Below are 13,061 nucleotides of genomic sequence, written 5' to 3' on the forward strand. Positions count from 1 at the left end.
ACCAAGGTAAGCGCTTACTACGACGGAGAGGGAACGTGAACCGCATGCATCGGCACGTCAGTCGCCGCAGCCGGGCGAAACGTCTCAGCGCCCTGCTCAGCGTGGCCGCCCTGGGGATCGCGGCGCTGGCCGCGACCCCCGCGCAAGCCGCTACCCCGCTGTATCCGACCTACACCCTGGACCACACCGGCACCCTGAACTCCGGGCTGACCGGCGACATCGCGGGCTCGGCGTTCACCGACGCCGACGGCCGGTTCCACTGGCTCAGCTCGTACGCCACCTATGCCGGCACCGACACCGGGTCGGACACGAACACGTTCACCAACACCGACCTGGGCGCGCTGAACAACCAGGTGGGCTCGGGGACCACCGAGACCACGACCGACACCTACTGGAACCGGCCCGGGTCGCTGTGCTACCAGATCGACAAGGCGGCGCAGAACGCGGCGCCCTCGCCGTACGAGGACGACCACTGCGACGTGGTCGGCGTGTGGGTCGATCCGGGCAGCGGCACGTGGTACGGCGTCGTCAACGACGAGTACGACTTCAACCCCTGGGGCAGCAGCAGCCAGACCCAGAACCAGCGGATCGGCACCGGCATCCACGGCAACCGGATCCTCACCGCGTCCTCCAGCGACAAGGGCCAGACCTGGAACTATGGCGGCGAGATCATCACCTCGCCGTATCTGGGCAACGACACCGAGGACGCCTCCTCGCAGCCGGGCAAGACGTGGAACTACGGCGTCGCGGGCTGCCGGCTGTTCGTGGACTACGCGACCGGCTACTTCTACGTGGTCTACAACACCCAGATCAAGTTCAAGCCGAACTACACGACGTTCGCCTACTGGCCGGCGGTGGCCCGCGCGCCGATCAGCGGGAAGATGGCGCCGGGGACGTGGAACAAGTGGGACGGCGGGACCTGGACCCAGCCGGGTGTCGGCGGCTATGAGGGCCTCGCGGGCAGCGCACTGCACTTGAACCCGTCGTACAAACCGGCCACGGACCAGGTCGACTTCGCCGGGACGGGCGCGGACGGCTCGTCGGTGGACTACCGCGCGTACTACTCGAACCAGAACGGCAACACGTTCACGTTCGACGACGCCTCCGGCAACGCCTACACCGCCAACACCTCGACCGGCGTCATCACCGACGCCGCCGGCACCACGGTGACCTCGGTCGGCTACCAGGACCCGGCGCTGAACAGCTCGGTGACGGTCTCCACGATGAGCGCGAAGGTCAGCGTCGCGGTGACGGACGCCACCGGGGCGACGCAGAGCACGACGCTCAGCGGCGCGGAGTTCCTGGACACGACGACACACCGGCTGTTCATCACGCCGAACGTGGTGCAGGAGACGGCCTTCACCTTCAACCCGTTCTCGCTGAACTACCAGGGCGTCGGCTACGACGCCAACGTGTACCAGACCACTGACATGGGCGACCCGGACAGCCTGTCGGTCGTCGGCACGGAGCCCTCGGGCGCGTCGAACTCGTACCTGACGAGCATCGACTACGGCAGCCTGACCAACCAGAACATCAGCAGCCGCTCCTACCGCATGGTCTCGGCCCTGACCGGCGGCATGTGGGACGTCAGCATGACTCCGCACTCGGCCGGCCAGACGCACTACTCGGCCCAGGCCACTCCAGTGGACTCCACCGGCACCGCGATCAGCTTCGCCGCCGGCGCCTCCTACGGCCTGGCGGTCGGCGGCCAGACGCTGAGCGACAGCGGCGGCTCGGCCTGGCGCCTGGTCCCGGTGATGGACCAGTGGTCCACCGCCTACCGCACCGGCTTCTACAAGCTGGTGAACGTCAGCACCGGCGCCTACCTGCAGTCCACCGGCAGCACGGTCCAGCAGACCCGCGCGATCGGCGCCCCGGTCGCCACCGGCACGCAGCAGGCCGACTTCGACCCCAGCGGCAACGGCGGCAGCGGCTCCCCCGGCGGCGCCGACCAGTGGTACCTGCAGCCGATCGGCAACGACACCCCGCAGACACTGAGCACCTCGTCCCCCACCTCGGCCGTCGCGGCGGCGACGAACACCTCGCTGGCCGGCGTCGGCCACTACAAGCTGGTCAACCGCAACAGCGGCCTGGCCCTGGAGTACGTGAACGGCGCCTGGCAGCTCGCCGGGCAGGCGTTCGGGGACGCGGGACAGGCGGTGGCGATCACGAAGGTCTCGTGAGCTGATTCGCTGACTGTGGTTCGGGGTGGGGTGGGGCCGGCCGTCGTGCCTTCGGGCGCGGCGGCCGGCCCGGGCCGTGCATCAGAATCCTGTGTCCATCCCATTGCGACCCGGCTACGCTGACCTCGGCCACGCGGGACGCTTGGCAGAGCGGCCCATTGCGCCCAGGTCGTGGAGCACTACGCGGCCGGGGTTGAGGGGTGAGGGCGAGTGCAAGCCCGGGACTCCTCCGCGCGTTCGAATCGCGCAGCGTCCCGCACCCCACCCGTGTCCCGCAACCCACCGGCGTCCGGCACCGCCGTCACGCGGGGAAATCAGGCACCTGCTCCAAGTGCCGCGCCGAGATGGCGCTCTCCTGGAACTCGATCGCCCCCTCGCCCCGGCGGGCCACGAGCCAGTCCCGCAGCGCGCGGTAGTCGCCGTCGGCGGGGACGTCGACGGCCAGCAGCGACGAGAACTGCGCGGCGGTCTCCCAGGAGCAGCCCGCCGCGCGCAGGCGGTGCTGGACGTCGCGGCCGGCGCGCTGGTCCAGCACGGTGATGCGGACGGTGGAGTGGCCGGACTCGCCGTTGAGCCTTTCGAAGACCAGCTCTCTGCGTTCCTGGTCGGGGCGGACGTGGACCAGGTCGCCGTAGGCGACGCCGCGGGCGAAGAAGGGGACGTTCAGCAGGCGCATCTCGAACTCCACCGCGGTCTTCTCGCCCCACAGGCGCTCCACGGGGACCGGCGGCCAGTCCGGGGCCTCGGGCTTCAGGTCGAAGGCCACCTCGAAGGTGGTTCGGCCGGGGCCGGGAAGGGACTGACCGTTCGCCGCTGTCACTGGAGTCCTCCTCGAAGTCGCTCAGGGACGCTGGATACCCGGCATCCCATTGTTCCAGTCTCTTCGATGATTTCAACCCATTACGGACACAAGTGGCGATACACACCTTCGGCGGCCATGGTGCCGGCCCCGGTTCCGGCACCGGCCGCCCCTCGCCGTCACCCGGCGGCGACCACCTCCTGTTCGTCGAGCAGCGTGAACCGGATGGCGTCGGCGTCGCCGTCGAGCGGGACGGCGAACAGCGCGGTGGCGCCGCCATCGGGCGTGCGGGCGTTGTACACCAGGATGCGGTGGCCTTCGGCGTCCCAGTGTTCGAGGATGTCGGAGGTCACCAGATGCGCGGTCTCGCGCCACGCGGTGCTGCGCACCAGGGCGCGGACCGTCGCCTGCAACGGGACCACGTCCGGCGCCCCAGCCAGCGGGCGCCTCACCCGCACACGCAGGCGCCGCAGCGGGTACAGCCACAGGTTGTCGAGTTCAGCGGACAAAGCGATGAACAACGCCGTCTCGGCCAGCAGCAGGACCGTCCCCGCCAACGGCGGCCGGTGCCACCAGGCCGGAGCCCCGGTGGCGGCCACCATCGCCGCCGCCACCAGCATCCCGGCCCGGGCGAAGCCGCGCCACGACTGCCGCACCTTCCGTTTGCCGAGACATCCGCAGGACGCCTGCGGTGTCGCGACCGCGGCGTAGCCGAGGTAGACGAGGAAGCCGCCGGACAGGACGGCCGCGGACAGCGCGCTCGCGCGGCCGGGCTCGACGGCGAGGCTGACCGCGAGCGCGATCTCCGCGACGCCGAGCAGGAAGTACGCCGGCGGCGCGAGCCGTCCGCCGAGCAGGCGGTGCAGGGCGGTGCCGGCGACGCGGCCGCCTAGGTCGCCGAGGTCGCCGAGGTCGCCGCCGAGCGTCTTGGACATGCCGGACCAGCCGAACACGCCGGCCAGGAACAGCGGCTGCGCCTGGGTGAGCCACGTCATGGGAACTCCTTCGGTGCCGGGGCCGCCGGCGGAGCGGGGTGCCACACCGCATCCGCGCCGCCGACGGTCCGTGCCGATGTCGGACTCAGGTCTTCGGTGTCAGATCCAGATCTTCAGTGTCAGACTCAGATCTTCAGTGTCAGATTCAGACCTTCGCGTAGACCGTCGAGATATCGATCTCCGAGGTGTCCGGGCGCCAGGCCCCGACGACGTGCACGTGCCCGCCGACCGGGACGTGCGACAGGTCCGTGACCGGCGGCGTGCCGTTGTACACCGCGGCGCTGAGGCCGGACACCACGTGGGCCTTGATCCTGTTGGTGTGGTGGTCCAGGTCCAGGTGGTCCGAGGCCAGGTCCGCGACGTGCGCGTCCAGGCTCACGATGTTCACCCACAGCGCGTCGGCGGCCAGGCTGCCGTCGGGCATCCGGACGCCGCGCGCGTACAGACCGTCGCCGGCCCGCACCGCGGACAGGGTCGTGGGGGCCAGCTTCCACACGCTGGTCCCGCTGGTGGTCTGGATCGTGTTCAGCGTGCCGTCGGAGCCGGTGGCCACGATCAGCGAGCCGCTGATCGAGGTGATCCGGCCCTCGGCGAAGTCCGGGTCGACGGCGCCGGGGCCGACACTCGGGGCACTGACCCCGAACGCGGCCTCCGGCGCCAGCGAGCCCAGCGCGGTCGCCCCGACGATCGTCGCGCCGCCCAGCGCCGCGCTGGTCAGGAACCGGCGGCGGTCCACTTGTGTGCTCATGGTGCCTCCCTCCTACGCGACGACGTCGATCTTCACCGGAATCAGACCGTTGGACAGACTGGCGATGGCGCTGAACGCCGAAGCGGTCAGGTCGATGAGGCGGTTGGTGCCGCAGGCCGAGCCGCAGCAAGTCTTCTCCCCGCAGAACTGGTGGACGTTCGGTCCGCAGTCCGCGATCGCGCAGCTCACTTCCTTGTTGTTGCACTGGTTGGTGACGTAGTGCACGAACCCGCAGCCGCGCGCGGTCAGGCTGACGCCGCACGCTCCGGGATCGGTGATGCTGGTGCAGGCCGAGGAGACAGTGGGCCAGGCATGCTGGTGCTTGCTGGACGCGCAGGTTCCGCAGGCGCCTCCGCCGGCGGAGCCGCACGGGCCCCAGGCGGCGCCGCAGCAGAACCACGAGGCCTCGCCGTAGACAGCGGTCATCGGATCCTCCTTACGGTTGACATGACGAGTGACGGTGCGACCGGCCGTGCCGGTGACTGACCGGCGATGCCGGTTCCGTGCCATGAACAAACCGCGCGCGCGGGTCTGACCCGGCGTTGAAGGAGGCAAGGCGGACTATATTCGAACTCTCATATACAGCGCCAGACTCCGGGGGCATATAAACCACTCGCCGCCGCCCCCGGGAGCCCGCTACCGTTGGCAATGTTCCCGCCGCAGGGCGACCGGGGGCGACCAACTCAATAGGCTTACTCCCGCCGGGTGCGCAGGAGAGGGTTACTCCGCCTGTCAAGCGGGTGACGCAGGTTCGAATCCTGCCGGTCCTGTTCGTAGGACCGTCGTCCAGCGGCCCAGGACACCTCGTACCTTCACCGACTCGATCTCCGGCGGGATCCGCGCTCCCCTCCCGGTGCGCAGGTGGCCGGTACTTCTGGTATAAATCGGTTCAAATCCGGTACCACGTCCTCGGACGTGCGTTACCCGGCCGCCGCCTCGATCTCGGGAGGGGCCGCGGGCTTTCCGGCGGCGGTCCCGCCTTCAGCCCATGGTCTACCGACTACCCCTTCACCCCGGAACTCATCTGGCTCCGCACGATCTGCCGCTGGAAGACGAAGAACAGGATCGCCACCGGGATCGTCGACAGCAGGGCCGCGCCCAGCGTGACCGGGAACTGGTTCCCGGCGCCGAGCGAACCGCCGCTGAACTTCGCCAGACCGGTGGTCAAAGTGTCGTACTTCGGGTCCGAGGTGGCGACCAGGAAGAAGCTGAACTCGTTCCACGAGCCCTGGAACGACAGGATGGTCAGCGTGATCAGCCCCGGCCGCACCAGCGGCATCGCGATGTCCCACCAGGTGCGGAAGGCGCCGGCGCCGTCGATGCGCGCCGCCTCCTCGATCGACTGCGGCACCTGCATGAAGAACCCGCGCATCAGGAAGATGCCGGCGGCGTCCATGGCGATCGGCAGGATCATGCCCGCGTAGGAGTTGTACAGGCTCAGTTCCTTCAGCACCAGGAAGCGCGGGATCAGCAGCACCACGTTCGGGACCGCCAGCGTGCCCAGGATCAGCAGGAACACCGCGCGCCGGCCCGGGAAGCGCAGCCGGGCCAGGGCGTAGCCGGCCAGGCTGTCCAGGAACACCCGCAGCAGGGTGATCGAGGTGGCCACGATGATGCTGTTGCGCAGCCAGGTCCCGAAGGGCACCGGCTGGTCGGAGCTGTAGCCGAAGATCCGCTTCCACGCCTCCAGGGTCGCCGGATGCGGGACCACGTTCAGCGGGTGGTTCGTGGCGTCCGGGTCGGTCTTGAACGAGGTCGCGATCTGGATCACGAAGGGCCCGAGGAACAGCAGCGCGAACAGGATCAGCGCGACGTACATCAGCACGCGCCGGGACGGGGAGCGGCGCTCGCGGACTTCGGCCATCAGTCGATCTCCTCCGGGAGGACGCGCCGCTGCAGCAACGTCAGGCCCATGATCAGTGCGAACAGCAGGAACGCGATCGCCGATCCGATGCCGAAGTGGTTGTTCTGGAAGCTCTGGTCGAAGGACATGTACGCCGGCGTCCGGGTCGCCGGGTTGTTGCCGGTCAGGTAGATCTGGTCGAAGACCTGCCAGGTGCCGATCAGTCCGAGCGTGAGCACCAGCAGCAGCGTGGGCCGCAGGCTCGGCAGGGTTATGTGGCGGAAGCGCTGCCAGGCGCCGGCGCCGTCGAGTTCGCCGGCCTCGTACAGGTCGTCGTTCACGTTCTGCAGCGCCGCGAGGAACATCAGCATGAAGGTGCCGGAGGTCGTCCAGATCACCAGGATGATGATCACCATCATGGCGATCGACGGCCCGCTGAACCAGTCCCACAGCGACTGGCCCATCACCGTGTGCTGGGTCCAGCCCGGCGGTTTGGTCACTCCGACACCGCTGAGCCAGACGTGCACGACCCCGCGGGGATCGGCCAGCCAGTTGGGGCCCTTGACCCCGAACCAGTTCAGGATCCCGTTCACCGCGCCGCCGCCCTGGAACAGGAACAGGAAGACCAGGGTGATCGCGATGCTGGAGGTGATCGACGGGAAGTAGAACGCGGTCCGGAAGAAGCCGCGGCCGCGCAGGTACTTGTTGTTGACCAGGACCGCCAGCCACAGCGCGAGCGCGGTCTGGGTCGGCACCACGAACAGCACGAACCAGAAGTTGTTCCGCAGCGCCCCGGCGAACGTGGTGCGGGTCAGGCCGTCGTGCGTGAGCAGCTGCTGGTAGTTGTGCAGTCCAACCCACTTGACGTCGCCGCCGAGCGGGTTGGACAGGCCGTCCCAGTTCGTGAAGCTGACGTAGAGCGCCAGCACGATCGGGACCACCAGGAAGACGATCAGGCCGAGCAACGCCGGCGAGACGAAGAGCCATCCGGCGAGGGCTTGACGCCGGTCCTCCTGCGATCTTGTTCTGCTCATCTTCCTAGAGGCCTTTCGATCCGGACCGGGACGACGCGAAGGGGCCGGTGCTGGGAGAACCGGCGCCGCGCCTCAGTTGTTGCTCAGCGCGTCCGTGGCGTTCTTCTGCAGGCTGGACAGCATGCTCTTGGGGTCCGAGGAGCCGTCGGACAGGCCCTGGATCTTGGAGTCGAAGTCCTTCTGCACCGCGTCGAAGCCGGGGAAGCCGACCGGTCCGAAGGCGTTGTCCGCCCCGGTCACGAACGCCGCCTGGTCCGGGAACTGGGTGGTGAACTGGGTCTTGGCGGCCTGCCGCGAGGGCATCACGCCGAAGGCCTTGGCGAAGCTCATCTGCTGGTCGACGGTCGTCAGGTAGTCGATGAAGTCGACCGCGGCGGCCTGGTGCGCGCTCTTCTGCGCGACGCCCCAGCAGTTGGTGAAGGACAGCGTGGCGTCGCCGGCCGGGCCCGCGGGCAGCGGGACGACCTTGTAGTGCACGTTCGGGTAGTCCTTCTGCATCGAGCCGACGATCCAGTTGCCCTCGATCGTCATCGCGGCCTTGCCCTTGCCCAGGGCCTCGCCGCCCCAGCCGGTGTCGACCTGCTTGGGGAACTTCAGCGCGCCCTCCTTGCCCAGCTTCTGCAGGTAGTCCAGGGCCTGCAGGTTCTGCGGCGAGTCGGCGGTGACGGTCTTGCCGTCGGCGGAGACCACCGAGCCGCCGGCCTGGCGCATGAAGGCGCCGATGCGGTCCAGGGTGTCGCTCATCACCAGGCCGGTGACGCCGTTGGCGGTGAGCTTCTTGGCGACGGTCTCCAGCTGGTCCCAGGTCTTGGGGTAGTCGGCGTCGGTCAGCCCGGCCTTGGTCCACAGGTCGGTGTTGATCTCCAGGGCCAGCGTGGAGAAGTCCTTCGGGACGCAGTAGTACTGCCCGTTGGCGGTGAACGCCTTCTGCAGGTTCGGGTACATGTCCGTGGAGTCGGTGATCTTCTCGCCGACGTCGGCCAGGGCGTTGCCCTTGACCAGGCTCTGGAACTTCGAGGCGTCGACGTAGAAGACGTCCGGCGGGGTCCCGCCGGCCAGCGACTGCGTGAGCTGCTGGGTGAGGTCCTTGGCCGGGGTGACGACGACCTTGTTGCCGGTCTTGGCACCCCAGGCGTTGCCCGCGGCCACCACCGCGTTGGTCTCGGCGTCGCCGGAGGACCCGATGAGCACCTGCAGGGTGACGCCGGCGGTGGCGCCGCCGGTGCCACCGGAGGAGGACGAGCCGGAGCTCTTGCTCGGGCCGCTGCTGCCGCACGCGGCCGCGGTGACGAGCACGGCCGCGGCGCCGGCGACGGCGGCGGTCCGCCTGGCACGAACTGACTTCATTGTCGTTCCTTTCGATCCGCCCGGATCGGGCTCAGGGCACTGACGTGGTGGCGGAGGCGTCAGGCCCCATCTGGGGATGAGGGATGGGAGGGATTACTGCTGCCGCGCGCGATGACCGTGGGCTCCACGACGGAGGTGGTCACCGCGCTGCGGGGGTCGTCGATGCGCTCGAGAACCAGGTCCACGCACCGGCGCGCGATGGACTCCAGGGGCTGGCGCACACTGCTCAAGGTGGGCTGCACGACGGTGGCCAGCGGGCTGTCGTCGAAGCCGATCACCGCGACGTCCTTGCCCACGGCCAGTCCGCGGTGCTCGACGGCGTGCATGACGCCGACGGCCATCGCGTCGCTGACGCAGACGAACGCGGTCGGCGGGTGGGCCTTGTCCAGCAGCCCTGCCGCCAACTGCGTGCCGGCGCCGATGCCGTCCAGGCCGCGCACGGTCAGCCCGCGGGCGGGCAGGCCGAGTTCGGCGGCGGCGGCCAGGTAGCCGGCGTACCGGTCGTCGCCGACCTCGCTGCCCTCGGGCCAGCCGATGAAGGCGATCCGGCGGTGTCCGGACTCAGCCAGGTGCCGGGTCGCGGCCAGGGTGCCGGCGTGGCCGTCGACGTCGAGCCAGGAGTACTCGAACGCGGTCTTCTCCCAGGGCCGGCCGAAGCTGACGAACGGCACGTCGCGCTCGGCGAGCCAGGCGGTGCGGGCGTCGTGCCGGTGCGAGCCGAACAGCACGAAGCCGTCCACCGCGCCCCGGCTGACCAGGTCCTCGAACATGGCGATCTCGTCGTCGTCACCGTCGGCGGCGAAAAGTATCACGCCGTACCCGCGGTCCCGCGCGGCGGAGGTCAGCGCGTACAGGAACCGGTCCTCGATGGCGCCGATGCCCCGGCCGCCCGAGCGGGTGGACCGGAAGCCGATCAGCCGCGTGGTCTGCAGCCGCAGATTGCGCGCGGCCTGGGTGGGCCGGTAGCCGAGTTCCTCCACCGCGCGGAGCACGCGGGCCAGGGTGTCCGGGCGCAGGCGCTCCGGGGCGTTCAGCGCGTTCGATACTGTCTGGTACGAGACCTGGGCGTGTTTGGCGACCGCCTTGATGGTCGGGCGGGCCGACGGCTGCTCGGGCTGTGACATGGCGTTTCCTCCCTTCGACGAGTTGAACGTTCAAAGTCGCTGGGTTGGAGTGTTTCATATGAACGTTCAAATGGATAGAGTGCCGATGAACGACGACGCAACACGAGGGGCATCCATGACCGACGGTCCGGCCGAAATCCCTGTTCAGCAACCATATCTGCACGATCTCGCGACTACTGTGCGGGCCCCCGTCTTCGGCTTGTCCGCGACCGGAGGCGCGCTGCCGGGCCGGGGCGCGGCGGGGGTTTTCGCCGACGACCGGCGTGTCCTGAGTGTTTCGGAGATCGCACTCTCGGGCGCGCAGCTCGTCCCGATCGCCGACGAACTCGACGGGGCCGACGCGACACGCAGCGTGCTCGTGGCGCGGGGGCTCGGTGAGGACGGCGCCGATCCGGCGGTGTGGATCGAGCGGCAGCGAGTGTTGGTCGACGACACCGGCAACGATTCCGGATCGCAGACCGTGGTGCGGGAGATCCTGGAGATCCGCTCCGCGTCGCGGCACCGCGTGCAGACCACACTGAGCATCACGTTGGGCTGCGACCTCGCCGAGATCTCGACCGTGAAGTCCGGCCACTCCCCCGGCGCGCTGCCGGCTGAAGCGATTCACCACGGTCTGCAATGGACCGGGCACGGTTCGGAGAACCGGGACATCGTGCAGGCGATCGCCGAACCGGCACCCGCCGCCGTCGACGCCGCGGCCGGCCGGCTCAGCTGGCCGGTGCACCTGGCGCCCGGCGAGGTCGCCCGCTTCAGCATCGAGGTACGCGCCACGGCCACCGGTGCCTCGGTGGTGACCGGCACCGCGGGTGAATCAGTGCTCGGCGACCTGCACGTGGACAGCGGCGACATCCGGATCGGCCGCTTCGTCGAGCGCTCGCTGGCCGATCTGCGCGGCCTGGAACTGCGCGACCCCTCGGCTCCCGAGGACCACTTCCTGGGCGCCGGCGCGCCGTGGTTCCTCACGTTGTTCGGCCGCGACTCGCTCATCGCCGCGCGCATGCTGCTGCCGCTGGGCACCGGGCTCGCCGGCGGCACGCTGCGCACGCTGGCCCGGCGCCAGGGCACGAAGACCGATCCGGAGACCGCCGAGCAGCCGGGCAAGATCCTGCACGAGATCCGCCGCGCGCCGGCCGGCCACGACGCCTTCGGCGGCGAGGGGCATTCACTGCTGCTGCCCTCGACGTACTACGGGACCGTGGACGCCACCCCGCTGTGGATCATGCTGCTGCACGACGCCTGGCGCTGGGGCATGCCCGCCGACGAGGTGGAGAAGCTGCTGGATCCGCTGGAGGCGGCCCTGGCGTGGATGCGCGACCACGGGATGGACGACGCCGGGTTCCTCAGCTACGTGGACGAGTCGGGCCACGGCCTGGCGAACCAGGGCTGGAAGGACTCGCACGACTCGATCCAGTTCGTGGACGGCCGGATCGCGACGGCGCCGCTGGCGCTGAGCGAGGTGCAGGGCTACGCCTACGAGGCGGCGATGGGCGGCGCGGCGCTGCTGGACGCGTTCGGCCGGCCCGGCGCGCAGGAGTGGCGGACCTGGGCGGCGCAGTTGGCCGCGCGGTTCCGCGCCCGGTTCTGGATCAGCGACGCGGACGGCCCGTTCCCGGCGGTCGCGCTGGACCGGGACGGCAAGCCGGTGGACACGGTGGCCTCGAACATGGGGCACCTGCTGGGCACCGGGATCCTGGACGAGGAGGAGTCGGCGCTGGTCGCCGCCCGGCTGGGATCGGCGGCCATGGCCTCGGGCTACGGCCTGCGGACGATGGCGACCTCGGCCGGCGGATACAGCCCCCTGAGTTACCACGGCGGCTCGGTGTGGACGCACGACACCGCGATGGCCGTACTGGGGTTGGCGCGCGCGGCGGCCGACGGCGTCCCGGGCGCGGCCGAGTCGGCGCACGCGCTGATCGACGGCCTGCTGGAGGCCGCCGCGGGCTTCGAGTACCGGATGCCGGAGCTGTACGCGGGGAGCCCGGCGCGGGCCGGCGGACGGCCGACGCCCTACCCGGCTTCGTGCCGGCCGCAGGCGTGGGCCGCGGCGGCCTCGGTGGCCGTGGTCTCGACGCTGGTCGGGATACAGCCGGACGTGCCGGCGGACGCGATCGCGTTCCGGCCGCTGCCCGGCGGGGTCTGGGACGGGCTGACGGTGCACGGGTTCCGCGTCGGTGCCGAGGCCGTGGACGTGCGGCTGGACGAGGGCGACGTCCGGGTCCTGGGTTCCTGAGCCCCGGGCTCCTTTCCAATGCCGCTGAGACACGGGGCGTTCCCCGTGTCTCAGCGGCTGATTCGAGGGATTGTCAGGCTCCTGGTTCGGCGCTACCTTCCGCGTGAGTTAGGAAAGCTTCCTAACTTGACACCGGAAGGAGATTTACCGTGTTCCGCAGAACCCTGGCATCACTGGCCGCGATAGCCGCGGCACTGCTGATGTCCGCGGCCGGCCCGCTGGCCGCCGCGCACGCAGACCCGCAGACGATCAACGTCAACATCACGTCGTACGGCTACAACGACAACGACGACGGCAACGGCCACTACGGCACCGCGCAGATCGCGTACCCGCAGATCCACAGCATCGCCACCGAGGACCTGGGCACCTACAGCCAGCCGGTGACCTTCGCCACGGACCAGAACGAGTTCGCCCCGGGCACCATCATCTATGTCCCCCACCTGGAGAAGTACTTCATCATGGAGGACGGGTGCGTGGAGTGCACCAGCGACTGGAACAACGGGGTCTACCACGTCGACCTGTGGATGGGTCCGAACGACGCGATGCAGCCGGAGCCGGCGCTGGACGACTGTGAGGGCTCGATCACCGGTGCCTTCGACATCATCGTGAACCCGGACTCCGGCCAGCCGGTGGACACGAACCCGATGTTCAGCAATGGAAGCTGCACGGTCGACACCTACTAGCACGCGTCGCACGCGGCGAAGTCGACAGTCGCCGCGAGTGGGGACGGGGATGGGGATCCCCGGGGTCGGCCGCCG

Annotated in this window: 11 protein-coding genes and 1 tRNA gene; 4 read left to right on the top strand and 8 right to left on the bottom strand. The window is 69.7% G+C overall.

Annotated features, from left to right (window positions below; genetic code table 11):
• Positions 1 to 35 precede the first annotated feature (35 nt).
• Entirely contained in the window at positions 36 to 2,183 is a 2,148-nt protein-coding gene (locus tag ABH926_RS37090; protein WP_370370638.1) for a hypothetical protein, read from the top strand.
• A 301-nt stretch (positions 2,184 to 2,484) separates the two neighbouring features.
• Here ABH926_RS37090 and ABH926_RS37095 read toward each other — a convergent pair whose 3' ends face one another.
• The 4 genes from ABH926_RS37095 to ABH926_RS37110 form a co-directional block, all read right to left on the bottom strand.
• A complete protein-coding gene (locus tag ABH926_RS37095) occupies positions 2,485 to 3,003 on the bottom strand; it encodes a DUF4265 domain-containing protein (RefSeq protein ID WP_370370639.1) in 519 nt (172 codons plus the stop codon).
• A 158-nt stretch (positions 3,004 to 3,161) separates the two neighbouring features.
• On the bottom strand, positions 3,162 to 3,977 hold the full coding sequence (locus ABH926_RS37100) for a MauE/DoxX family redox-associated membrane protein (protein ID WP_370370640.1): 816 nt from the start codon (positions 3,975 to 3,977) through the stop codon (positions 3,162 to 3,164).
• A gap of 145 nt (positions 3,978 to 4,122) precedes the next feature.
• Positions 4,123 to 4,725, bottom strand: coding sequence for a cell wall protein (locus ABH926_RS37105; RefSeq protein ID WP_370370641.1), 603 nt, complete (start codon positions 4,723 to 4,725; stop codon positions 4,123 to 4,125).
• Between the two features lie 12 nt (positions 4,726 to 4,737).
• A complete protein-coding gene (locus ABH926_RS37110) occupies positions 4,738 to 5,151 on the bottom strand; it encodes a hypothetical protein (protein WP_370370642.1) in 414 nt (137 codons plus the stop codon).
• 285 nt (positions 5,152 to 5,436) lie between these two features.
• Between ABH926_RS37110 and ABH926_RS37115 the strand changes: the two genes are divergently transcribed.
• A tRNA-Ser gene (locus ABH926_RS37115) sits at positions 5,437 to 5,495 on the top strand.
• A gap of 230 nt (positions 5,496 to 5,725) precedes the next feature.
• Here the strand turns inward: ABH926_RS37115 and ABH926_RS37120 are convergent.
• From ABH926_RS37120 to ABH926_RS37135, 4 genes are all read right to left on the bottom strand, one after another.
• Complete coding sequence (locus ABH926_RS37120; protein ID WP_370370643.1) at positions 5,726 to 6,589, bottom strand: carbohydrate ABC transporter permease; 864 nt, start codon at positions 6,587 to 6,589, stop codon at positions 5,726 to 5,728.
• Positions 6,589 to 7,602, bottom strand: coding sequence for a carbohydrate ABC transporter permease (locus ABH926_RS37125; RefSeq protein ID WP_370370644.1), 1,014 nt, complete (start codon positions 7,600 to 7,602; stop codon positions 6,589 to 6,591). Before ABH926_RS37125 ends, ABH926_RS37120 begins: the two co-directional genes overlap by 1 nt.
• A 72-nt stretch (positions 7,603 to 7,674) precedes the next feature.
• Positions 7,675 to 8,949 carry an extracellular solute-binding protein gene (locus tag ABH926_RS37130; RefSeq protein WP_370370645.1) on the bottom strand — a complete coding sequence of 425 codons (1,275 nt, stop codon included), beginning with the start codon at positions 8,947 to 8,949 and terminating at the stop codon, positions 7,675 to 7,677.
• A 59-nt stretch (positions 8,950 to 9,008) separates the two neighbouring features.
• Positions 9,009 to 10,073 (bottom strand): LacI family DNA-binding transcriptional regulator, encoded by a 1,065-nt coding sequence (locus ABH926_RS37135; protein WP_370370646.1) that lies wholly within the window; start codon positions 10,071 to 10,073, stop codon positions 9,009 to 9,011.
• A gap of 115 nt (positions 10,074 to 10,188) precedes the next feature.
• On the opposite strand from ABH926_RS37135, the gene ABH926_RS37140 reads away from it, so the two are divergent.
• Together ABH926_RS37140 and ABH926_RS37145 are read left to right on the top strand one after the other, a co-directional pair.
• On the top strand, positions 10,189 to 12,303 hold the full coding sequence (locus ABH926_RS37140) for a glycogen debranching N-terminal domain-containing protein (protein WP_370370647.1): 2,115 nt from the start codon (positions 10,189 to 10,191) through the stop codon (positions 12,301 to 12,303).
• Between the two features lie 149 nt (positions 12,304 to 12,452).
• A complete protein-coding gene (locus ABH926_RS37145) occupies positions 12,453 to 12,986 on the top strand; it encodes a hypothetical protein (RefSeq protein ID WP_370370648.1) in 534 nt (177 codons plus the stop codon).
• Positions 12,987 to 13,061: the final 75 nt, after the last annotated feature.

This window comes from Catenulispora sp. GP43 (genome assembly GCF_041260665.1).
Classification (GTDB): Bacteria; Actinomycetota; Actinomycetes; order Streptomycetales; family Catenulisporaceae; genus Catenulispora.